Source organism: Bradyrhizobium sp. 164, assembly GCF_023073715.1.
Taxonomy (GTDB): domain Bacteria; phylum Pseudomonadota; class Alphaproteobacteria; order Rhizobiales; family Xanthobacteraceae; genus Bradyrhizobium.
In genome coordinates this window covers 218221-241156 of the sequence record NZ_JADPKA010000018.1, presented here as the reverse complement: position 1 = coordinate 241156, position 22936 = coordinate 218221, and the positions used below count along the sequence as shown (strand labels likewise).

At 63.6% G+C, this 22936-nt stretch carries 22 protein-coding genes, 1 tRNA gene and 1 pseudogene; 11 read left to right on the top strand and 13 right to left on the bottom strand.

What is annotated here, in order from left to right; genetic code table 11:
* Positions 1-129: 129 nt before the first annotated feature.
* Complete coding sequence (locus IVB01_RS07270) at positions 130-540, bottom strand: VOC family protein (RefSeq protein WP_247282019.1); 411 nt, start codon at positions 538-540, stop codon at positions 130-132.
* 124 nt (positions 541-664) lie between these two features.
* Between IVB01_RS07270 and IVB01_RS07265 the strand changes: the two genes are divergently transcribed.
* The 5 genes and pseudogenes from IVB01_RS07265 (at position 665) to IVB01_RS07245 (ending at position 3734) form a co-directional block, all read left to right on the top strand.
* Positions 665-1639 carry a tripartite tricarboxylate transporter substrate binding protein gene (locus IVB01_RS07265; protein ID WP_247282018.1) on the top strand — a complete coding sequence of 325 codons (975 nt, stop codon included), beginning with the start codon at positions 665-667 and terminating at the stop codon, positions 1637-1639.
* Between the two features lie 146 nt (positions 1640-1785).
* Positions 1786-2088, top strand: coding sequence for a DUF3551 domain-containing protein (locus IVB01_RS07260; protein ID WP_247282017.1), 303 nt, complete (start codon positions 1786-1788; stop codon positions 2086-2088).
* 84 nt (positions 2089-2172) lie between these two features.
* Positions 2173-2631: a metalloregulator ArsR/SmtB family transcription factor gene (locus tag IVB01_RS07255; protein WP_247282016.1), complete on the top strand. Its 459-nt coding sequence runs from the start codon at positions 2173-2175 to the stop codon at positions 2629-2631.
* An 11-nt stretch (positions 2632-2642) separates the two neighbouring features.
* Positions 2643-2909, top strand: a pseudogene (locus tag IVB01_RS07250) (SRPBCC domain-containing protein); the annotation flags it as partial.
* A gap of 87 nt (positions 2910-2996) precedes the next feature.
* Positions 2997-3734: a DUF899 domain-containing protein gene (locus IVB01_RS07245; protein ID WP_247282058.1), complete on the top strand. Its 738-nt coding sequence runs from the start codon at positions 2997-2999 to the stop codon at positions 3732-3734.
* A 78-nt stretch (positions 3735-3812) separates the two neighbouring features.
* Here the strand turns inward: IVB01_RS07245 and IVB01_RS07240 are convergent, their stop codons facing one another.
* Complete coding sequence (locus IVB01_RS07240; RefSeq protein WP_247282015.1) at positions 3813-5060, bottom strand: serine protease; 1248 nt, start codon at positions 5058-5060, stop codon at positions 3813-3815.
* A gap of 198 nt (positions 5061-5258) precedes the next feature.
* On the opposite strand from IVB01_RS07240, the gene IVB01_RS07235 reads away from it, so the two are divergent.
* The 5 genes from IVB01_RS07235 to IVB01_RS07215 all read left to right on the top strand — a co-directional run bounded on the left by IVB01_RS07235 (position 5259) and on the right by IVB01_RS07215 (position 8360).
* The gene (locus tag IVB01_RS07235; protein ID WP_247282014.1) at positions 5259-5876 is read left to right on the top strand and encodes a hypothetical protein; all 618 of its coding nucleotides are present in this window, start codon (positions 5259-5261) and stop codon (positions 5874-5876) included.
* A complete protein-coding gene (locus IVB01_RS07230) occupies positions 5863-6237 on the top strand; it encodes a transcriptional regulator (protein ID WP_247282057.1) in 375 nt (124 codons plus the stop codon). Before IVB01_RS07235 ends, IVB01_RS07230 begins: the two co-directional genes overlap by 14 nt.
* 27 nt (positions 6238-6264) lie before the next feature.
* Entirely contained in the window at positions 6265-7053 is a 789-nt protein-coding gene (locus tag IVB01_RS07225; RefSeq protein WP_247418271.1) for a di-trans,poly-cis-decaprenylcistransferase, read from the top strand.
* 109 nt (positions 7054-7162) lie between these two features.
* Positions 7163-7849, top strand: coding sequence for a DNA-3-methyladenine glycosylase I (locus IVB01_RS07220; protein ID WP_247282012.1), 687 nt, complete (start codon positions 7163-7165; stop codon positions 7847-7849).
* Between the two features lie 217 nt (positions 7850-8066).
* Positions 8067-8360, top strand: coding sequence for a hypothetical protein (locus IVB01_RS07215; protein ID WP_018319488.1), 294 nt, complete (start codon positions 8067-8069; stop codon positions 8358-8360).
* A gap of 76 nt (positions 8361-8436) precedes the next feature.
* On the opposite strand, the gene IVB01_RS07210 is transcribed toward IVB01_RS07215, so the two are convergent.
* On the bottom strand, positions 8437-9873 hold the full coding sequence (locus IVB01_RS07210) for a HAMP domain-containing sensor histidine kinase (RefSeq protein WP_247282011.1): 1437 nt from the start codon (positions 9871-9873) through the stop codon (positions 8437-8439).
* Positions 9874-9978: 105 nt separating this feature from the next.
* Positions 9979-11079: a DNA polymerase IV gene (gene dinB, locus IVB01_RS07205; RefSeq protein ID WP_247418284.1), complete on the bottom strand. Its 1101-nt coding sequence runs from the start codon at positions 11077-11079 to the stop codon at positions 9979-9981.
* Between the two features lie 220 nt (positions 11080-11299).
* On the opposite strand from dinB, the gene IVB01_RS07200 reads away from it, so the two are divergent.
* Entirely contained in the window at positions 11300-11509 is a 210-nt protein-coding gene (locus tag IVB01_RS07200) for a hypothetical protein (RefSeq protein ID WP_247282010.1), read from the top strand.
* A gap of 27 nt (positions 11510-11536) precedes the next feature.
* Here IVB01_RS07200 and IVB01_RS07195 read toward each other — a convergent pair.
* The 9 genes from IVB01_RS07195 to IVB01_RS07155 form a co-directional block, all read right to left on the bottom strand.
* Positions 11537-11613 (bottom strand) — tRNA-Arg (locus IVB01_RS07195).
* Between the two features lie 60 nt (positions 11614-11673).
* Entirely contained in the window at positions 11674-12726 is a 1053-nt protein-coding gene (locus tag IVB01_RS07190; protein WP_247282009.1) for a diguanylate cyclase, read from the bottom strand.
* Positions 12726-15836 (bottom strand): EAL domain-containing protein, encoded by a 3111-nt coding sequence (locus IVB01_RS07185; RefSeq protein ID WP_247494328.1) that lies wholly within the window; start codon positions 15834-15836, stop codon positions 12726-12728. Before IVB01_RS07185 ends, IVB01_RS07190 begins: the two co-directional genes overlap by 1 nt.
* 135 nt (positions 15837-15971) lie before the next feature.
* Entirely contained in the window at positions 15972-17057 is a 1086-nt protein-coding gene (locus IVB01_RS07180) for a branched-chain amino acid ABC transporter permease (protein WP_247282007.1), read from the bottom strand.
* On the bottom strand, positions 17054-18064 hold the full coding sequence (locus IVB01_RS07175; protein ID WP_247282006.1) for a branched-chain amino acid ABC transporter permease: 1011 nt from the start codon (positions 18062-18064) through the stop codon (positions 17054-17056). Before IVB01_RS07175 ends, IVB01_RS07180 begins: the two co-directional genes overlap by 4 nt.
* Positions 18061-18783 (bottom strand): ABC transporter ATP-binding protein, encoded by a 723-nt coding sequence (locus IVB01_RS07170; protein WP_247282005.1) that lies wholly within the window; start codon positions 18781-18783, stop codon positions 18061-18063. The genes IVB01_RS07175 and IVB01_RS07170 overlap by 4 nt, the downstream gene beginning before the upstream one ends.
* A complete protein-coding gene (locus IVB01_RS07165) occupies positions 18780-19556 on the bottom strand; it encodes an ABC transporter ATP-binding protein (RefSeq protein WP_247494327.1) in 777 nt (258 codons plus the stop codon). The genes IVB01_RS07170 and IVB01_RS07165 overlap by 4 nt, the downstream gene beginning before the upstream one ends.
* Positions 19557-19728: 172 nt before the next feature.
* Entirely contained in the window at positions 19729-20913 is a 1185-nt protein-coding gene (locus IVB01_RS07160) for a substrate-binding domain-containing protein (protein ID WP_247282003.1), read from the bottom strand.
* Positions 20914-21153: 240 nt separating this feature from the next.
* Complete coding sequence (locus IVB01_RS07155) at positions 21154-22887, bottom strand: EAL domain-containing protein (RefSeq protein ID WP_247282002.1); 1734 nt, start codon at positions 22885-22887, stop codon at positions 21154-21156.
* Between the last annotated feature and the right edge of the window lie 49 nt (positions 22888-22936).

Sequence of the window (22936 nt, the reverse complement as noted above, 5' to 3'; positions counted from 1 at the left end):
CCGTGCAGCCCTGCATCTTGATGGCGGCTGTCTTTGGATGATTGCGTCTTCCTGCCATTGGACAGCGCGGGGAGCAACTCGGCGGGGCGGCATGGAACAGCCAGCGCTCGCTCTCTCGACGAGCGCGCCCTATTCCGCGTAAGACGAGATCTCGATCAAGCTGCCGTCGGGATCCCGGCAATAGACCGAGCGCAGCGTGCCGCGGGCACCTTGCCTCGGGCCCGGCCCTTCCTCGATCGCAACGCCGTGCGCCTGCAAATGCGCCATCACCTCTTCGGGCGTGGAGGAGGTGAGGAAGCACAGATCCTCGCTGCCGGCGGTCGGGTGGTCCGCGGTGAACCACTCCACCTTATCGCCATCGCGCGGCCGCACGTTGATCTTCTGGTCACCAAATACGAGCGAAGTCCGCGGCGCTTTGCCGCCGCCGGGGTCGAACACCTTGACTTCCATGCCGAGATTCCTGCGGTACCACTCCGCAGTCACTGCGACATCGGCGACATTGATCACGAGATGATCCAGGGCATGAACCTTGACCGGCATGTCTTATCCTTTCGTCGTGATGCGCCCCGTGCACTTTCCGCCTGCGGCAAGCTTTGTTACAACCGCGCCGACGCCACTTTCAAGATATCCGTCTTTCAAGAACAACACTGGGAGAACCCTTGAGATGATCACTCGCCGTACCGCGCTGGGCCTGCTCGCCGCCAGTCCGCTTGCAGCCGCCCCGCTGTCCAAGGCCCTTGCCGCCGATTATCCGGCCCGTCCGGTGAAATGGGTGGTCGGCTATCCGCCGGGCGGGGCCACCGACATCCTGGCGCGGCTGATCGGCCAGCGGCTGTCGGAAAGGCTAGGCCAGCAATTCGTGATCGAGAACAAGCCGGGCGCCGGCAACAATATCGCCACCGAATCGGTCGTCAACGCCGAGCCCGACGGCTACACGCTGCAGCTGGTCAACCCGGCCAACTACATCAACGCCTCGCTCTATACCAACCTGAAGTTCAACTTCGTGCGCGACATTGCCCCGGTCGCCTCGTTCCAGCGTGTGCCGAATGTGATGACGGTCAACAAGGACGTGCCGGCCAAGACCGTCGCCGAGTTCATCGAATATGTGAAGGCCAATCCCGGCAAGGTGAACATGGCCTCGTCCGGCAACGGCACCTCGGTGCATCTGTCCGGCGAGATGTTCATGGCCATGACCGGCTGCAAGATGCAGCACGTGCCGTATCGCGGCGCGGCGCCCGCGATCACCGACATGCTCGGCGGCCAGGTGCAGGTGATCTTCGACAACATGCCCTCGATCATCCAGCACATCCGTTCCGGCAGCTTGCGTGCAATCGGCGTCACCACCACGGAACGCTCTGCGCAATTGCCCGACGTGCCCGCGATCGCCGAGACCGTCAAGGGTTATGAGGCCAGCGCGTTGTTCGGTATGGGCGCACCCAAGAACACGCCCAAGGAGATCATCGCCAAGCTCAACAATGAGGTCAACGCGCTGATGAAGGAGCCCGACATGACCAAGCGTCTGGTCGAGCTCGGCGGCGAGCCGCGGGTGCAGACGCCCGAGGCGTTCGGTGAGGAGATCAAGGCCGAAACCGAGAAATGGAAGAAGGTCGTCGAGTTCGCCGGCCTGAAGGTCGAGTAGATATCTTGTGATCAACGCGCTTGAAGCCCTGCCGTCCGGCAGGGCTTTTTTCTTACGCGCGCTACACTCGATCTGGAATAAATTGGCGCGACCAAACCTGATGAGGATGGTGGCGTATCTCACGCCAGCAGGAGAGGAGTTGGATCATGCGCAATATCCGATTGGCGCTGCTGACGCTCGGCGTGACGGTCCTTGCCGGTTTCGCCGCCATTCCTCCAGCCGCCGCGCGCGACTATCCCTGGTGTGCCCAGGGCGGCGAGTATGACTATCCCGGTGAATGCGCCTACAGCACCTATGAACAATGTCAGGCCAGCGTCTCCGGCCGGCTGCTGTTCTGCGATCGCAATCCCCGTTTCGGCTACGGCCAGCTGCAGCCGCTGCAACCGCAGCCGCGGGTGCACCGCAGGCGGGCCGTCGCGCCGTACGAGCCGCGCCCCACGTCCCACTGACCGCTGCCTGATCACGCGCTCTTGCAGAACCGCGTGCGGGCTTTCTCGCTTGACGCGTCACCGTTCGCGGCTATACTAAACCTAATGGTTAAGTATCAGGACGAGACGCTGGACCGGACCTTTGCGGCGCTATCCGACCCGACGCGGCGTGCCCTGCTGGCGCGGCTCGGCGAGCAGGACGCCCTGTCGGTGAGCGAGCTGGCCGCACCGTTCCCGATCTCGCTGCCGGCGATCATGAAGCATCTCGACGTGCTCACGGATGCGGGTCTGATCGTGCGGGAGAAGACCGGGCGAACGGTCGCCTGCCGGCTCACCGCGCAGCCGATGGAGCAGGCGATGAACTGGCTCAATCGCTACGCCCAATTCTGGTCCGACAATCTCGATCGCCTCGCCGCCTTTGTGGAGGAAGAGACATGGCCAACGCAGCCGCCGCCGAATGCTCAACCGAACGCCCAAAGGAAAGTCCAAGCCTCACGCTCACGCGCCGGCTCCGCGCGCGGCCGGAAAAGGTCTACGCGGCCTGGACGCAAGCCGAGCAGCTAGCGCAATGGTTCGGGCCGCCGAACATGAAGCCGGCGACGCTTCGGGCCGAGCTCGACGTTCGCACCGGCGGCAGCTTTCGCATCGGCTTCACCCGTGACGACGGCGAATATTTCGAGGCCGGCGGTACCTATCGCGACGTCGTGCCGAACGAGCGGCTGGTCTTCACCTGGGCCTGGCATTCGACGCCGGAACGCGAATCGCTGGTGACGATCACGCTGAAGCCGGACAGCGCCGGCACCTTGATGGTCTTCCATCATGCCCAGTTCTTCGACGAAACCGCCCGCGACAATCATTTGCGCGGCTGGAGCTCGTTCTTCGACAAGCTCGACGCCTTCGTCGGCTCACCCCGATCAGAGGAGGATACCATGCAGCAACATCAGATCGTCTCGCGCGAGCAATGGATCGCCGCCCGCAAGGTTCATCTGGCCCATGAAAAGGAGCTCACTGCCGCCCGCGAGCGTCTGGCCGAGGAGCGCCGTGCATTGCCCTGGGTCAAGGTCGACAAGAACTACGTGTTCGACGGACCGAACGGCAAGCTGACGCTCGGCGATCTCTTCAAGGGCCGGCCGCAGCTCGTGGTGCAGCACGTGATGTTCGCACCCGATTGGGACGCCGCCTGCAAGAGCTGCTCGTTCTGGGCCGACGGTTTCGAGCGCATGGTGCCGCACCTGGCGGCGCGCGACACCAGCATGGTTGCGATCTCGCTCGCGCCTGTTGCCAAGCTCGACGCGTTCAAAAAGCGGATGGGCTGGACCTTCGACTGGGTCTCCTCGGGAAGCAACGACTTCAACTACGATTATGAAGTCTCGTTCACGCGCGAACAGATCGACAAGGGCGTGCCGAAGTACAATTTCGGCACCACGCCGTTCTATGGACCCGAGCTGCCCGGCATCAGCGTGTTCTTTCGCAACGAGGCGGGCGAGATCTTCCACACCTACTCATGCTTCGCCCGCGGCCTCGATATGATGAATGCCGCCTATCAGTACCTCGACCTTACGCCGCTCGGCCGTCACGAGGACGGTTTGCCCTATCCGATGGACTGGGTTCGCCTGCGCGACGAGTACGAACCGCAGGCGGCGAAGGAGGCGTGCTGTCACGGCTGAGAGGCCGCCTCGTTCAGCCATGTCGTCCTGGCTTTCGTCGGGACGATGGCGGCGTGTGGGACGCCCCCAGCCGCCGTTCTACCGCTTCGCGTCGGCCTGCTCGGTCGCATTGCACGAGATCAGCATCGTGTAGGCGCGGGCATTGCCGGCGATGTCGGTGGTCTTGAGCTCGCCCTTCGGCTCGGCGGTCTGGTAGGGCACCACGGAATTGTCGAGGAAATCGCGTAGCGCGCCGGTTTTGATGGCGAAGTTGATGTTCTCGGGAATATCGCCGGTCGCAGCGGCGATGCGCAATCCGGGGATCTTGCCGGTGACCACGCCCACAATCTGGCCGGTGGTGTCGAACAGCGGGCCGCCACTATTGCCGGGTTGCACGGGTGCACTGATTTGCAGAAAACGCGTGTCATTGCGCATGCCGCTGAGCGAGCTCACGATACCGGTCGTCACGGTGAAGTCCGAGCTGAGCAGTCCGTGGTAGGGAAAGCCGATCGCGACGACGGAATCGCCGGAGTGAAACGAGCGGTCGCGGATCCGGGCAAAGTCCTTGAATGCCGTCGGCGACGGCGCCTGAAGGAGAGCAAGATCATTGTTGGCGTCGGTCGAAACGACGCGCAGCACCATTGCGGCCTCGCCGGTGAGATTGCCCCTGATGTCGCCGACGCAGCCATTGATCACGTGATTGTTGGTGACAACATGCCCGCTGGCGCTGACCACAAAGCCGGTGCCGCTCCTGGCCCTGGCAACTTTGCTTCCAGCCGGCGGAGACGCCTGCTTCTCCGCCGTGGCCGCCGGCTTGGCCGCACCCTTGGTGAAGTCGCCGGCCTTGTCGAGCCCGTCGGCCTTCACCTTGCTCACGCAATTGGCCAATGCCGCGATGACCGGCCCGGTCGATGTCAAATCGAAATTCAGTACGGCGCGGCCGGCTGTTGCCACCATAAGGCTCGCCTTTTGAAACGTACGCACGACATTGAGCGGCATAATGGCCGTGAGCATGTTGGACTGATACGCCGTAGCGTACAGCCTAGCTTGCTCCTGCCCGTCAAAGGTCACGTCGATCGCGGCGTTCTCGCCCTTGTTGAAGCGGTAACCGGGACTCGCAAAGGCGAGCGACCAGGTGCCGGCGGCGTTTTGGCTGACGACGAGGATGACGCCGTTCGCATAGGGCGTCGTCGCAGCGCAATGGGAGAAGCCGCCCGTTTGGTCATTGCTGAAGGCGCCGCCGATCCAGTTGCCGACATTGACGGAGCCGAACGGTCCCGCCGCACGCGCGGCGTTGATGACACCCACTTGCAACAAAGACGCAACGACAAACGATTTAAGCCACATACCAGCCCCCGGGAATGCTTTGGCTGCATCTTAGCCGTGGCGGGATCGGCAACGCAACCGGCAGTTGCCCGCGCGGACAAGATCTCCTTGCCGCGACATTCGGGCTTGCCTTTACTTTGCAGTGCCATATACTTTGCAATACAAAGCGGCGGGAATGATCCCGGGAAGCATGAGCGGAACGAGATTTTGGCATTGCCAATGCGCGATCTCGACAAGGCACTGGCCGATATCGTGGCGATCCGCAGCCAGATCGCGGCGGGCACCGCGTTCCGCGGCTACGGCCCGGCGACTATGGCGGCGACAGGTGCCGTCGCGCTCATCACTGCGATCCTGCAATTCTGGCTGATCGGCGATCCCACCAGCCAGCCGCTCGCCTTCTTCACCGGCTGGTTCATTGCCGCCGCGCTCTCCGGCCTCCTGATCGGGATCGAGATGCGCGCACGCTCGCGCCGCCATCATTCCGGTCTTGCCGATGCCATGATCTACCAGGCGGTCGAGCAGTTCCTGCCGGCAGGCGCTGCCGGCGTGCTGCTTGCGGTGGTGATGTGGAAGTTCGCGGCCGAAACGCTGTGGCTGTTGCCCGGCTTGTGGCAGATCCTGGTGTCGCTCGGCATCTTCGCCTCCGTCCGCACGCTGCCGCGCACCGTCGCGCTCGTTGGCGCCTGGTATTTCGTGTCCGGCTTTGCGGTGGTGACGCTGGCGAGCCAGACCAAGATGCTGTCGCCATGGACCATGGGTCTGCCCTTCGTGATCGGACAGTCGGTGATGGCTGCCATTCTGTATTTCGCATCCGGAGACCATGATGTCGAAGTCTGACAGCGCGCCCTTCTCCTATGAGGGGCTTGATCGCGTCATCCACGAGAAGGCGAGGCTCGGCCTGCTGACCTCGTTGATGGCGCACCCCAAGGGGCTGGCATTCGCCGACCTCAAGCAGCTCTGCGGCCTCACCGACGGCAATCTCAGCCGGCACATCGCCGTGCTCCAGGAGGCCGGCCTCGTCGAGGTGACCAAGGGTTATGAGGGCAATCGCCCGCACACGACCTGTCGTCTTACCAAGTCCGGCCGCCGCCGTTTCCTCGATTATCTCGCCGTGCTCGAACGCCTCGTGCGCGACGCCGCCAAGGCCGCCGGCCGCGAGGCCCCGCCGCTCGGCCGTCTCGGCTTCGCTTCGGCTTGATCCCCTTTTTTGACCGGAGACTTTGTAATGCAAAGTAAGCCTGTGTTCGACGACAAGCTTCACGTTGGCATCATCATGGACGGCAACGGTCGATGGGCGACGCGGCGCGGCCTGTCGCGCCTGCGCGGCCACGAGGCCGGCGTCGAGACCATCCGCCGCATCGTCGAGGCCGCGCCAAAGCAGGGCATCGGCACGCTGACGCTCTACGCCTTCTCCACCGACAATTGGCGAAGGCCCAAGGCCGAGGTCGCCGCGCTGATGACGTTGCTGCGCTTCTATCTTTCCAATGAAGTGCAGAGCCTGGTCAAGAACGGCGTGCGCCTAACCGTGATCGGCCGTCGCGACCGTCTGCCCGACGGCATCGCCAGCGCGATCGCGCGTGCCGAAGAGGCGACCGCCCATGGCAGCACGCTGCATTTGCGCATCGCCGTCGACTATTCCGCGCGCGATGCCATCCTCAATGCCGCGGCCAAGGCAGCGGCGCTGACCAGCCTCACCCGCGAGGCGTTCTCGCAACTGGTCACCGGCGAGGCCAGCCTGCGCGACGTCGATCTCATCATCCGCACCTCGGGCGAGAAGCGGCTGTCGGACTTCCTGCTCTGGGAAGGCGCCTATGCCGAGCTGCACTTCACAGAGCGGATGTGGCCCGAATTCGACGCGGGCGATCTCGCCGAAGCGCTCGCTGCTTTCCACGGCCGCGAACGCCGTTTCGGCGGCCTCCAGGCGATCATGCCCGAGGAGTGCCCGCGCTCTCGCGAGCATGATGGGACGCGCGTGATCGATCTTGGCCTGAGACGATCGCCGGCGGTGCCATGATCATCGGTGCGAGAGCACGCTGCGGCACGCATGGCGACCGGGTCGCGCAGGACTGGACCAGATCATCGAATTCTGATCTCGTGACGCACCCTCAACCGCTCTTGTCCGCATGACCTCCTTCAAGACCATTCGTGCCCGCGCCGAGAAACGCAAGGGTGGGCCCAAGGCGCTGGAGAAGTTGATGCCGGCAAGACCAGACCTCAAGCGGCTGGCGAAGCTCGGCGACGACCGCATCCTCGCCGAGATGACGAGACGGGTGTTCTGCGCCGGCTTTGCATGGAGCGTGATCGAGTCGAAATGGACCGGTTTCGAAGCCGCCTTCCTGCATTTCCAGCCGGCCAAGCTCAGCTTCCAGCCCGAGGATTATTGGGAAGGCCTGCTGCGCGATACACGCATCGTACGCAATGGCGCCAAGATCATGTCGGTGCGCGACAATGCCGCTTTCGTGCAGGAGATCGCGAAGGAGCACGGCAGCTTCGGCAAGTTTCTGGCGAAATGGCCATCGTCCGACGAGATCGGCCTGCTCGATCTCCTCACCAAGCGCGGCAGCCGGTTAGGGGGCAACACCGGCCAGATGCTGCTGCGCTTCGTTGGCTGGGACGGTTTTGTGACCTCCAAGGACGTTGTCGCCTGCCTGCGCGGTGCAGGTCTCGACATTGCCGAAGAGGTGAGATCGAAGGGTGATCTCGCCAAGGTGCAGGCGCAATTCAACGCCTGGGCCGAGGAGACCGGCCTACCCTACACCTATCTATCACGCATCTGCGCGCTGTCGGCCGGCGGAGACCGGAGCGAGTAGCGGGTTAGTGGAAGGCCGTCGGGTCGCTGGATCGTGTGGTTCCTGTGGCGATCTCGTGCCGCGAGCGCGGCAGATGCGGCGCGCGATCACGAAATACATTTCTCAGGAACAATTGTGCGCAGCACTTGTTCGGACGTTTGAGCCAGGCGCATCGAGGCAGGGAACGTCCGCTCTGGCTCAGCTCAACGAAACCCGACGTGACAGAACGGAGCAGCTCATGAAGCTCACATCCGAACAGGTGAAGCAGACCGTCAACCAACTCGGCGCTCAGGTGCTGCCCGACGAGCATCCGGCCATGCCGCAGCTCAACAGCATGTTCGGCGAGCACACCTTCTTCGTCGACGAGATGGGCCTCAAGGTCCTCGAACCCACACCGTCGCTCGGCGCCGACCGCCAGAGTGGCGAGGTCGTCAGCCTCGCCGATTGGGGCGATTCCGACCTGACCCGCCTCATGGCGCACGAGCCCGAGCCGACCGGCGTGATCGTGGTGTTCGAGCACGTGAGGCATTGATCGGCCCGAGCGGATCGACTTTCATGGGTGGCGGGATTTGAAAAAATTCCGTCACCATCAGTCGCGCGCGAGCGCTCTATGCCCAGGCGGCTCCAAGGTGGTCGCAGGAAACTGGAATCTCGATGGCGATCTGAGTTCCCGGACCCGCCTTGCTCTCGAGGCGCAAGCGCCCGTTGAGCGATGAGACAACCAAATTGAACGCGATGTGGAGCCCCAGGCCGGCGTTGCCACGCTGCCGGCTGGTCGTAACGAACGGATCGAAGATGTGAGCCTGCAATGGCTCGGGAATTCCGATGCCTTCATCGGCGCAGACCAGGCGGACTGACGTCGGGTCCGGTTGGCTAACGGTGATGACAAACCTGCCGCCTCTCTTGTCAGGGTACGCGTGCGCGGCACTGTTGAGAGCGAGATTGCTGATCACCTGAGCGAGCGCTCCGGGATAGCTGTTGAGCGTGATTCCGGCCGGGCATTGCACGTCGACCGTCAGGGCGTGGTGCGACAATAGCGGCCCGAGTTTGGACATCAACTCTGACAGCCAATCCTTGAGCTCGAAGGTGCGCCGGTCCTCATCGGCTTGATGCACCGCGACCTGCCTGAAACTATGCACCATTTCGGATGCGCGGTGCAGGTTATCGAAGGTCAGACCGAGCCCCTGCTTGAGCCTGTCAATTCCCTTGGTCAAATCGGATCGCCGGACCGACACTCCACCTAATGCCTCAGCCATTGCTTGGAGATCAGTCTGCATGGCCGTCGAGGTCGTCAAGGCCAGGCCGAGCGGGGTGCTGACTTCGTGAGCGACGCCTGCCACCAATTGTCCGAGCGAGGCGAGCTTTTCTGCCTGCACAAGGTGCTCCTGGGCCGCACGTAGATCGCGCAGCGATTTCTCCGAGCGTTCTTTTTCCCGTTGCAGCGCCTCGGACGTTCGGAATTGCTTTCGCGCCCGGTACTCGCGCGCCGCTACGGCATAGAGCGACAATGCGTAAGCGTTTCCGACGAGAGAATGATTGATGAATCGCAGGCCCGTCGGCATCGCCAGCGCGAACGTCTCGGCCACCAGCAGCGCCACCCAGGAGAGCAAACAGAAAATAGCCAGCGAACCGATCCGCAACGGCAGCATGGTCGAGACGAACAGGATGATCATCATCATGCCCGGAGCGGCAAACGTGAAGCCCGACGGCAGGACGAGATAAATGCTCGGCAGGATACAGCCGGGAATGACACAATAGACCAGGAAGATCGTCTCGGCCCACGGCTTCATCCATCGCCGTGACAGCAGCGCGGTCAGTGGTAGCAGCACGAACAGAGCCGTGCCGCCGCGGATGGCCAGCGTGGTCGGAACGACTTCGGGGTAGAGCACCCAATCCCAGATGGTGTAGCCGGCATAGGTGGCGGCACCGAGCAGCATCGCGATCTGCGTCCACCCGAGATTGCCCCGGACGTATTGGTCGACAAACCGCCGCTCCTCGATGCGGTCTTCGAAGCGCAGTCCAAGGCGTATCAATAGGGCAAGCATTCCAACATCAATCGCGAAAAGTCGTGTTTTGCTGTCTCTACGACAGGTTTGGAGGCGCGTCGCGGACAAAGATGTCGCGTTTGCCGGGATCCCCGCCGGTCTCGTTCAAATGCCCAATGTCAGCTGCGGCTGCGCATCGTCCCCGGCCTGGAGCGAAGACAGCGAGACCCCCAGCAGCCTGACGCGCTTGGGCAGCGGCATCTCGATTTTGAGCAGGCCGCAGGCCAGCCGCTCCAGTTCGTCTCGTCCCGCAACCGCCCCCGGGACGGACCTGCTGCGCGTGATGATCTCGAAGTCGGCAAACTTGATCTTCAGAGTGACGGTGCGGCCGCGGTTGCCGGTGGCCTCGCAATGGTGCCAGACCTTGTTAACGAGAGGTCTGAGCTCGGCGACCAGCGCATCGAATTCGGTGAGATCGCTTGAGAACGTGTTCTCAGCGCCGATGGACTTGCGGATCCGGTCGGCCCGGACTGGACGTTCGTCCACCCCGCGTGAGATCCAATAATAGTACGCGCCCGACTTGCCGAAATTCGCATTCATGAACTCCAGCGTCTGGTTGCGGATGTCGAGACCGGTGAACATGCCGAGCGCGTTCATCTTCGCGCGCGTCGCCGGGCCTATCCCGTGGAACTTGCCGACGGGCAGCGTCTCGACGAACGCGGGTCCCATCTCTGGCGAGATCACGAACTGGCCGTTGGGCTTGCGATGATCGGAGGCGAGCTTCGCCAAAAACTTGTTGTAGGAGATGCCCGCCGACGCGTTGAGGCCCGTCTCGGCCTTGATCTTCTCGCGGATGCGCAGGGCGATGTCGCGCGCGAGCGGAATGCCTTGCAGGTTTTCGGTGACGTCCAGATACGCTTCGTCGAGCGACAACGGCTCGATGATGGGCGTGTGTTCGGCAAAGATGTCGCGGACTTGCCTGCTGATTGCCTTGTAGACCTCGAAGCGCGGCTTGACGAAGATCAGATCGGGGCACTGCCGCTTCGCAGTCACGGATGGCATGGCAGAGCGAACACCGAACTTGCGTGCTTCATAGCTGGCGGCCGCGACGACGCCGCGTTCCGCAGAGCCTCCGACTGCGACCGGCTTTCCGTGCAGGTCCGGATTATCGCGCTGCTCCACGGACGCATAGAAAGCATCCATGTCGATATGGATGATCTTGCGGATGGGCGAGGCTTCGCCGGTCATCGTGTCGGATCCGGTCATGGAAGGATAATACATTTGAGAGACGTCAAGCGCGAGATGATGGACGTTTCAGTTGTCGCTCTTCGTCGCCACCGGGGCCGGCATCGTCTGGCTGAACTCAGCCGCATGGCCCGACGCTGCGCGACGCTCTGGAATGTATCGGATCATCAACCGGCAATCTCACGCTTGTGAGTGGCGAGCGCGGGCCTGCAATCTAATATAAGCCCGCGGAGGACAGCCAATGCAATACAGCTCCGAACTCATTCAGACGATGCGGCAGGCGCTGGAGGCCGTGATGGCGAGCGTACCGGCCGATCAGTCGGTGTTCGGCCTGAAAGCGGCCGTAGCGGAATACATCTTGAAGGCTGCGGCACATGGTCAGACGTCATATGACGGGCTGGTCTCGTCCGCCTCCGACCAGATCCAGACGATCGTCTCGATGCTGACCTAAGCGCCGGCATGAAAACGGCGACAAGGCTGGCGCACCCGACACGATTCGAACGTGTGACCTTTGCCTTCGGAGGGCAACGCTCTATCCAGCTGAGCTACGGGTGCAGTGAGGCTTCATGTAGCCGATTGGCGAGGGGCGGGCAACCGCTTCTCACCGGCTCGCGATTAAGCCGATTTGCGCCGGACCGGGGCCGGAACCGGCTCGTCCTCCCGGGCAAGGTCGGCGAATTCGGCGAGCAGCCGTTCGGCGCAGATGACGCGGTTGCGGCCGAGCCGCTTCGCCGCATAGAGCGCCTGATCGGCCGCGCCGAGCAGCCGGTCCGGCCCGCCATCGGCTTCGCCGGGAATGTGGCTCGCGACGCCGACGCTGAGGGTGACGTGGTCGCCGGCGCCAGTGGCGCCATGGGCGATCCGCAAGCTCATGACAGCGCAGCGGATCTCGTCGGCGACGACGCAGGCGGCGTCGCAAGTCGTGTCGGGCAGGATCAGCGCGAACTCCTCGCCGCCATAGCGGCTGGCAAGATCGAGCGGCCGCACGGCGTGCCGGCTGACGGCAGCGGCGACCGCGCGCAGGCATTCATCGCCGGCCTGATGGCCGTGGCGGTCGTTGAACAGCTTGAAATGGTCGACGTCGACGAACAGCACTGCCAGCGGCTTCTGCGTGCGCTGGGCGCGGGCCCATTCGCTCATCAGCATCTGGTCGAAGGAGCGGCGGTTCGACAGGCCGGTCAGCCCATCCTTGGTGGCGAGCTCCTTCAGCGCCATCTCGGCGCGCTTCTGGTCGGTGAGGTCGCGCAGCGTTTCCACCACGGCGATCAGTTGGCCGGCCTCATCGTGGATCGGGCCGGCGTCGATGGCGAGATAGAGCTGGCTGCCTAGCTTCGGCATCACGCACCAGTTCTCCGCGGAAAAGCCGAGGCCGTTATGACCGCGCGCCGCATATTCCGAATAGAACTCGGGCAGCTGCTCCGGACGGTCGAGAGCGACCAGGTCGGCGAGACAGGGACGCTTGGTCTCGTAGAAGGCCTGCCAGTGCTTATTGGTGCCGATCACCTCCGAGGCGGCGACGCCGGTCAGCCGCTCGCAGGCACGATTCCAGATCACGACGCGGCGCTTCGGGTCGATCACGAAAGTCGGCACCACAAGATGCTGCATCAGCCGCACCGCGTAGGAGTCCGCGACATCGACGGTCTTGGAAGGACTCTTTGACTTCGTCATCACGCCACCGCCGCCACCGGTGCGGCATCGCCTGTGCGAAACAGTTTTCGCACCTCGCTGGCCGGCTTCGGCGCGCTGAAAAGATAGCCCTGCATTTCCGTGCAGCCGAGCTTGCGCAGCATCTCGCGCTGGGCTTCGGTCTCGACGCCTTCGGCGACCGTGGTCATGCTGCTGGCGGCCGCGATGTTCACCACGGCCTGCACGATGACCGGCGCACCGTTCGTCTCCGCGATGTCGGCGACGAAGCAGCGATCGATCTTGATCTTGTCAAACGGGAAGCGCTTCAGATAGCTCAGCGAGGAATAGCCGGTGCCGAAATCGTCGAGCGCGATGCGCACGCCGATGGCGCGGAGCTGGTGCAGGATCGAGAGCGCCGCCTCGTCGTCGCGGATCAGCACGGCCTCGGTGATCTCGAGCTCGAGCCGGCGCGGGTCGAGCCCGGAGGCGGCGAGCGCGCCGGCGATCCGCAACGCCAGCGTGTCGCATTTGAGCTGCACCGGCGAGACGTTGACCGCAACCCGCACATGCGCCGGCCAGGTCGCGGCCTCGTTGCAGGCCATGCGCAGCACCCAGTCGCCGAGCTCGTTGATCAGGCCGGTGTCCTCGGCGATTGGAATGAATTCGGCGGGCGACACCATGCCGCGCTCGGGATGGCGCCAGCGCAGCAACGCTTCGCAGCCGGAGACCTCGCCCGAGCGTAGATCGACCAGCGGCTGGTAGTGAATCTCGAAGCCGCCGTTCACCAGGGCCTGGCGCAGATCCTGCTCCATGGTCAGACGCGCCTTGGCGCAGGCGTCCATCTCCGGCTCGAAGAAGCGGTGGGTGCGACGTCCTTCGGCCTTGGCGCCGTACATCGCGAGGTCGGCATTCTTGATGAGCTGATCGAGATCGGAGCCGTCCTGCGGTGCCAGCGCGATCCCGATGCTCGCGTCGGTGGAGAGCTGATGGCCCAGACAGTGATAGGGCTGCCGGATCGCTTCGTACATCCGCGTCACGAACGACACCACGTCGGCGGAGGACTGGATCCCGGTCTGGATGACCGCGAATTCGTCGCCGCCGAGCCGCGCGATCAGATCGCCCTGCTTGAGGCAGCCGCGGAGACGGCCCGCGATTGCCTTCAACAGCTCGTCGCCGACATGGTGGCCGAGCGAATCGTTGATGCCTTTGAACTCGTCGACGTCGATGTAGAGCAGCGCGAACTGCCCGCCGCCGGCGACCTCCGCCAGCTCGCGTTCGATCTGCTCGCGAAACAGCGTGCGGTTCGGTAGATCAGTCAGCGCATCGTAATGCGCCATGTGCGCGATCTTCTCGTCGGCGCGACGCCGCTCGGTGACATCATCGATGACATGAATGAGATAGCGCGGCTCGCCGGCTTCGTCACGGATGCCGATCCGGGTCGAAGTAATGTAGCGAAGCCCCATGCCTGGCATCTGCCAGGGGTGTTCGTCCTTGAACAATCCCTTGGCCGATTTCAGCGCGCTGCTGTCATCTTCGGTGATACGGGCGGCAGGCGCCTCAGGGAAGATGTCGAAAGCGGTCTTGCCGACGACATCCTGGCGAGACTGGCCGAACAGTTGTTCGGCGACGCCATTGAGCAGCAGATATTGCCGCGTGCGCGCATCCTTCACCGTGATCTGCGAGGGAATGTGGTCGATGATCTCGCGCAGGAAGGTGTGGTTGCGGTCGCGCTCCTGCTCCAGGTTGCGACGCTCGGTAATGTCTTCGATCGTGGCAACCCATCCGCCTTGCGCCAGTGGCGTGTTGATGACCTGGAATGCGCGGCCGTTGGCTAGCTGATGAGTTCGCGTGGAGACCGTGCCTTCCGCCGCGATCCGCATGACCTCGGCGCAAAATTCCTCGACATTGCCATCGAACGCGCCGCGCTCCTTGCGGTGATACATCGCCTCGCGGATGTGGCAGCCGGGTTTGATGACGTCGTGCGAGAGACCGAACATGCCCGCGTAGCGGCGGTTGCAAATGACGATATATCCGGCGGCATCGTACAGGATCAGCCCCTGCGACATGTTGTTGAGGGCAGTGTCAAGCCGCTGCCGCTCCAATTCGATTCGCTCCTGGGCCTCGCGGCTCTGCCGGTTGATCTGCCGGATGATCAGATACAGGATCAGCGCGATCATAGCGGCCGAAAGCGTCGCGGTCGTGACCATGAAGCCGGTCTGCTGCCGCCAGTCGGCAAGCGCAGCCGACATCGTATTGGTCGCGACGATGACCAGCGGAAAATGATTGAGGGACGCGGCCGAGCCGAGCCGCTCCTCGCCGTCGATCGGACTCCTGACGCGAAGCGTGTGCTGACCGCCATTGGTCAGCACCTTCCGCATCAGCGGGGCATCCTTGAAGCTCCGTCCGATCAATTCTTCGACGTGCGGATAGCGCGCCAGCATCTTGCCTTCGCGATCGAACAGCGAGATCGCCGTCCCCTCGGCAAGCGCGACAGATGCAAAATATTGCCGGTAGCTGTCGGGATCAATTCGCCGGACCATCGCGCCGAGGAAGGAGCCGTCGGCGCCGTTCAGCCGCCGCGCGACGACCGTGGTCCATTTACCAATGATGTAGCTGCGGACGGATTCCAGGATGACCGGCTCGGCCTTGGGATCGGATTTGAACGACTGGAAGTAGGCGCGAGAAGAGATGTTGATCTTCGGCAGCGGCTGGGCCCGCGACCAGTTGATCAGCTCGCCGTCGGCGTCGTAGATCGCGATGTCGCCAAGATTGGACACCGAACTGATCTTGCTGCGTAGCATCTGGTTCGTCGCGAGCCCGGACATGTGCTCGCGGAACATCGCGGGCGAGCTGATCTCCGGCAGGTTCATCTGCGCGATTACATCGGTGGCGACGACGTCGGAATCCTCGAATTGCTGATCGAAGTGTCGAGCGATCAGTTGCACGGTGTTTTCCAGCTCGCGTTCGCGGTTGGCCAGGGTTCGCTCGCGAAACTCGCCGACGGCCATGGCGGTCACGGTGAAGATGCCCGCGACCAGCAGCACGCCGCACAGGGTCAGCCACAGCACTGGCCCGCGCCGAATGGCCGCCCTCCGGCCGTTGCTCGCGGCCTGCGACATTCCGACAGCGATCGTTGCAAATACCTGGCGCATTCCCCCTCCCGCAACAGCAGGAATACACCACACAAATGGCCTAAAGCTTAGGAAAGCCAGTTACCTGAGCATTAATCCCGTCGCGCGATCGCGTCTGTGTGCAGCGAACCGCTGCGCTGCATCACTAACAGCGGCTTAATGCGAGGCGCTGCCGCTCTTGGCGCCGCCGGCATTGCGCAGCCGTCCGACCACGCCGGTCGGGAAGAAGTACACGCTGGCGATGAACAGCAGCCCGAGCCACAGCAGCCAGCGGTCGGGATGCAACAGCCCCGGCAGCAGCGGTAGCCCGGCTTCCGACGCCGCCTTGGACGCGACGCCCATCAGCGACTGCAAATAGTTCTGCGCGAGGATGAAGATGGCAGCCCCGATGATCGCGCCGTAGATCGTGCCCATGCCGCCGATCACGACCATCAGCAGGATGTCCAGCATGATCGAGAAGCTGAGGGAGGTGTCGGGCCCGGCATAGCGCAGCCACAGCGCATTCAGGATGCCGGCGCTCGCAGCGACCGATGCGGCGATGCAGTTGGCGTAGGTCAGGTGGAAGACGGTGCGGAAGCCCAGCGCCTCGGCGCGAAAACGGTTCTCGCGGATGGCCTGGAGCACGCGTCCGAACGGTGAGTTCACCACCCGCAGCAAAGCGAGGATCATCAGGGCGGAGATGGCGAATACCAGGTAGTAGGTGAGGATGCGGCCGTTGATCTCGAAGCCGAACAGGTTCTTGGAGACCAGCACCGTGCCGGGCCGCAGCAGCTCGGGAAGCTGAAAACTGCGTCCATCCTCGCCGCCGGTCAGCCAGGACAGCTGCGAGGCCAGCACCTGGAAGGCGGAGGCGACCGCGAGCGTGATCATGGCAAAGAAGATCGCGGCCACCCGCAGTGAGAACAGCCCGATCGCGAGCGCCAACAGGGCCGCGAGCGGCAGGCCGATGACGATGCCGGTCGCGACCGCGGCCCAGTTCGGGCCCATCCCGTACAGCGCGATCGCGATCGCGTAGCTGCCGATGCCGTAGAACATGGTGTGGGCGAACGACACCGAGCCGGTATAGCCGAGCAACAGGTCGTAGGATGCGACAAGGGCGGCGAAGACGCAGATCTTGGCTGCGACGTTGAGCGCCTTGGCGCCCGGGAACAGGAATGGCGTCGCCGCCAGCGCCAGGATGATGAGGACGAGAACAAGCGTGAGAACACGGCTGCGCGGCGGGTCGCCTGAGAGGATCATCATCGGCTGGTCACCGCATAGAGGCCGCGCGGCCGCCACATCAGAATGGCGACCATCAGCAGGATGTTGGAGACGAGGGCGAGCTTCGGCACCAGGAAACCGCCGTAATTGGCAACCATGGCCACGAGGATGGCGCCGATGAAGCAGCCGCCGATCGACCCGAGCCCGCCGATGATGACGACGATGAAGATCAGCACGGTGAGCTCGTCGCTCATGGAGGCATGGACCTGCTCGCGATAGAGCGCCCACATCACACCGCCGAGGCCCGCGAGCGCCGATCCCGTCATGAACACGCCCAGGAACAGGCGGCGGATACGATAGCCGAGCGCCTCGACCATCTCGCGGTTCTCGACGCCGGCGCGGATCAGGAGGCCAAGCTTGGTGCGGTTGAGCACGAGCTGGATCGCGATGAAGACGGCGAGGCCGATCAGCATCGCCAGCACGCGGTATTTGGCGATCGCGACGTCGCCGAGAATGAAGGAGCCGCGCAGCGAGGTGGGCAGCGGCATCGGGATGATCTGCGGTCCCCACAGCGCATACAGCGTCTGCTCGGCGACGATCAGGCCGCCGGTCGTCATCAGGATCTGCTTCAGATGCTGGCCATAAACAGGAAGGATCAGCACGCGCTCGACGACCAGGCCGAGCGCGCCGGACACGGCCATCGACAGCAGCGCTGCTGGCGCCAGCACCGCGAGGTTCACCCACAGCGAATCGGCCTGGATCGAGGCTGCAAACGGCGCCAGCACCAGGGTCGCGACATAGGCGCCGACCGCGATGAAGGCGCCGTGGCCGAAATTGAGCACGTCCATCAGGCCGAACACCAGGGTTAGACCGGAAGCCATGATGAAGATCATCATGCCCATGGCGAGGCTGGCGGCGGTCAAGGTCAGCCAGGTGCTGGGCGAGCCGATCAGCGGGATCATGACAAGCGCGAGCGCGACCGGCAGCAGGATCGGTGCGATGTCGCGCTTCGGCTTCGGCAGCGGATCATTTGCGGCGAGTTCAGTCACTGATGCGCCTCCAGGCTCAGGCCGAGCAGTCGCTCTTGCAGCGGCATGTCGGCGGCCAGCGCCGCCATCTCGCCGCGATGGACGATGGTACCGTTGTCCATCACCAGCACGTTGTCGCCGAGCTCGCGGGCGGCAAAGAAATTCTGTTCGACCAGCAGGATCGTCGCGCCCTTGCGCTTGATTTCCTTCAGGCACTCGATCAGCGCCATGACGATGGCAGGCGCGAGGCCCTTGGTCGGCTCGTCGATCAAGAGAAGCTTGCGCGGCTCGATGATGGCGCGCGCGATCGACAACATCTGCTTCTGCCCGCCCGAGAGGCTTCCCGCACGCGACAGCCAGAAGCGGCGCAGCGCCGGGAAGAAGCCAAAGATCCAGTCGAGCTGGGCATCGTCCAGCGGACCATCGCGCGCCGCCAGGACCAAATTCTCTTTCACCGTGAGGTCGGAAAACACGGCCATGCTCTCCGGCACGTAACCGACGCCGAGCCGCGCGATGTCGGGCGTGGCGCGGCGCTCGATCCGCTGCCCGGCGAAGCTGATCTCGCCGTGCGAGGCCTGCCACAGGCCCATGATGGTGCGCAGCGTCGTGGTCTTGCCGGCACCATTGCGGCCGAGCAGCATCGTGGTCTGCCCCTGCGGAACCGCGAGATCGATGCCCTGGAGAATGTGATAGCGGCCGATATGGGTGTGCACGCCGGAGAGTCTTAAAAGGTCGGTCATGCTGCACTCCCTGCAGCCGTCTTGGGCGCCACGCCGAGATAGGCCTCCTGCACGATCGGCGAGGCGATCACTTCGGCAGGCCTGCCGTCGGCGACGAGCTGGCCGTTATGCAGCACGATGATGCGGTCGGCGAGCGAGCGCACCACGTCCATCTTGTGCTCGATGAGCAGGATGATCTTGTTTAGGTCCTGTTTGAGCTGCGCGATCAGGTTCAGGACGACGGGCACCTCGTCGATGCTCATGCCGGCGGTCGGCTCGTCGAACATGAACACCTTCGGCTCCAGCGCCATCATCAGCGCCACCTCGAGCTTGCGCTGGTCGCCATGCGACAGGGCGGTCGCGGCGACGCCGCGCCGGCTGCCGAGCGCGACCTGGTCGAGGATGCCGTCTGCGCGGGTGATCAGGTCGCGGCGGACCATCCAGGGCCGCAGCATATCGTAATGAGTGCCGTTCGCAGCCTGCACCGCGAGGCGGACGTTCTCCTCCACGGTGAGGTTCGGGAAAAGATTCGTGAGCTGGAAGGCACGCCCGAGGCCTGCGCGCGTCCGCATCGGCGCGGACTGCCCCGTGATATCAATGCCGTCGAACAGGATGCTGCCGCTGGATGCGCGCAGCTGACCCGAGATCAAATTGAAATAGGTGGTCTTGCCGGCGCCGTTCGGCCCGACGATGGCGGTGAGCTCGCCCGGGCGGAACGTGCAGGTGACGTTGTTGACCGCGACATGGCCGCCGAAGCGGATGGTGAGGTCGCGGGTTTCGAGGGTCAGCGGCATTGGAGTCCGGCGAATGATGGAAACGGAGATATATCCGCGATCACGCTGCGCTCCCTCCCCCGCTTGCGGGGGGAGGGCTGGGGAGAGGGCTGTTTCGACAATCGAGAATCCCCAAGAGGAAAAACCCTCTCCCGGCCTCTCCCGCAAGCGGGAGAGGTGAAGCACCACCGCCCTACCGCTTGTTGCGGACCGGCACGTCCATGTCCTCGATCTTCAGCTCGCGCACCGGCTCGAGCACGGCCCAGGCGACGTTCGGATCGACCTTGACCTTGAAGTGATACATGCTCTGGAGCGCCTGATGGTCCTCTTTGCGGAACACCATCTTGCCCTTCGGCGTATCGAATTCCAGGCCTTCCATTGCCGTGATCAGCTTCTCGGTGTCGGTCGACTTCGCCTTGGTGACGGCGGCGACGACGGACATCGCGGCGGCAAAGCCGCCCGCGGTGAAGAAGTCCGGCGGCGCTTTGAAGCGCTTCTGGTGCTCGGCGACCAGCCAGTCGTTCACCGGGTTCTTCGGGATTTCGTAGAAATAGTAGGTCGCGCCTTCCATGCCGGGCAGGCCCTTATAGGCGGCGAGCGCCGGCAGGATGTTGCCGCCGGTCGACAGCTCGATGCCGTAGCGCTTGGGATCCATGTCCTGGAGCTTGGCCAGCGGATTGCCCGCGCCGGCCCAGATCACCCAGATCACCTTGCGGCCTGGCTTGTCCTTCAGCGCGTCGAACAGGCGCTGGCCGACGGCGGTGAAGTCGGTGGTCGAGGTCGGCGCGTATTCCTCGGCGGCCAGCGTCGCGCCCGTCTTGGCGAGCGCCTCCTTGAAGGCGGCGACGCCGTCACGGCCGAAGGCGTAGTCCTGCGCCAGCGTCGCGACTGTGACGCCCTGCTTGCCGATGGCGACCGCGTTGGAGATCGCGTCCTGCGAGGAGTTGCGCGCCGTCCGGAAGATGTAGCGATTCCACTTCTCGCCGGTAATCTGATCCGCGACCGCAGGCTCGACGATCAGAATCTTCTTGTTCTCCTCGGCGACGGGAAGAATGGCGAGCGCCGCGGCCGACGAGGTCGTGCCGATCGCGATGTCGGCCTTGTCGTCCTGATAGGCTTCCGCGAGGGCGGCCTTGGCGAGATCGGGCTTGCCCTGGTCATCCTTGGTGATGACGACGATCTTGCGGCCGTCGAGCGTCATGGTGCCCTTGGTGGCGTATTCAAAGCCCATTTGCAGGCCGGTCTCGGTCTGCTTGGCATAGGCCTCCAGCGGACCGGTCTTGCCATAGATAAGCGCGATCTTGAGATCGTCGGCCCGTGCGGACGCGCCCGCGGCGAGCGCGAGGACGGCTGTTGCCATGATAAATGATCGACGCACGATATTCCCTCCTGATTTAAAGCTTCTGGCAACAGCGATTTGCACACGCCGAGAAACTTTGCAATTCCACCTTACGGTGGTCTGGCGCGTGAGACCATGTGTGACAGCTGTGACAGCGTCTTGTCTTGATCGCCGGTTGCCGCCTGCCCAGGAAATCGGCAGAGCAGATCTTGCAGGTGCGCCGCAATCATCACAGGATCGGGTTACCAGGCTTTGAATCTACCTGCCTGAAAGGCAACCCTATCGCCGGTACCCGCTCGCCCGCGAATAGCCTTGGCGGTTCTGCTGCGTCGGGCGGCTCACCATGTTGACGCGCGCTTCGCTGGAGATTGGTGTTACGAGCTTCAGCTCCTCCAGGAAGATCGGCCGGGAGAAGTAATAGCCCTGCGCGTAGCGGATCTTGGTCGCGGCCTGGAGATAGGCGAGCTCCTCGTAGGATTCGAGGCCCTCGGCAATCACGGTCATGCCGAGCGCTTCGCTCAAGGATTCGATCGCGCGCAAAATGCCCTGGCTGCGCGGACGCTTATGGATGTCGGTGATGAAGGAGCGGTCGATCTTGATCTCGTCGGCAGTGATGTCGGCGAGCGCCGAGAGCGAGGAATAGCCGATGCCGAAATCGTCGATTGAGATGCCGACGCCGAGCTTGCGGAACGTCGGCAGGATTTCGGCCTGGAAATGATTCTTGGCGACAAAGGCGTCTTCCGTTACTTCGATCATGAAGCGGCTGGGAAAGCCAGTGTCGTCCAGCGCTTGCGCGAAGCTGCGCATGAACTCGGGGTTGCCGGCCTGCTTGGCGGCGACGTTGATGCTGATGGTTGCTTCGGCGCCGAAGGTCTCGTTGATCAGGTCGATCGACTTGACGATCTCGGCCAGCACGAGATGGGTCAGCTCATCGATCAGTCCGAGCTCGCTGGCGAGGTTGATGAACGAGCCGGGCGCCTGGATCACGCCTTCGTCGTCACGCAGGCGCACCAGGGCCTCGATGCCCGTCACGGCCTGCGTCCTGATGTCGACCTTGGATTGGAACGCGCAGCAGAAGCGCTTCTCCAGGATGGCAAGTCGTAGCGACTGCTCAACCTTCATTCGCGCCAGCGCCTCTCGCTCCATGCTGGAATCGAAGAAAGCCGCCGACCCCTTGCCATCGTTCTTGATGCGGTACATCGCGATGTCGGCGTTCTGGCGCAGAGTCTCGAAGCTGCGTCCGTGATCGGGGTAGAGGCTGATGCCGACCGAGGTGGAGGCGAAGACTTCCGAAGTGTCGATGAAGAACGGCGCGGTGAGCCGCTCCAGGGTCGATTGCATGAATTCGGCAACTTCCTCCTGGCTCTGGATCGGCGACAGCAGCAGCAGGAATTCGTCGCCGGAGATGCGCGAGAGCATGTCGGAATCGCGCAAGTCGCGTCCGAGCCGCTTCGACAGCTCGACCAGCAGCGCATCGCCGACTGCGTGGCCGTAATAGTCGTTGATGTGCTTGAAATTGTCGACGTCGAGAAAGGCCAGCGCGAACCGCTCGCCGCCATCGCGCGCGAGCAGGCCGTTGGCGTGATGCTCGATCACGCGCCGCGAGGGCAGCCCGGTCAGCTCGTCGAAATAGGCCGAGCGGAACAGCTGGTCCTCGAAATTCTTCTGCTCGGTGATGTCGGAGGAAGCCGAGATCAGGAGCTCGCGTCCGGCGAGGCGGACGGGACGATGGGTCGTGAGCAGCACCTGGCGCGCGGCGCCGTTGTGAATGGCTTCCTCGGTGACGACCGGCTGGCCGGCGCTCAGCGCCTGCCGACAGGCTTCGCGGCGCGGCGACAGATCGGGCGAGGGACGGCTGCCGTCGATGCCGAGCTGGGCAGCCGCGGCATCGTTAACCAGCAGCAGCTCGCCGTGCGCGTCCTGCACGGTCAGGCCGGCCGGCAGCATTCTAACGATTTCCTTGAGAAATCCGAGCTCGGCTTCGCTCGCGCCAAAATATTTATTGTCGTTCATAGAAGTCATGAATCTTGTTGTTTCAGCGCGCCTTTGCAATGGACGCGAT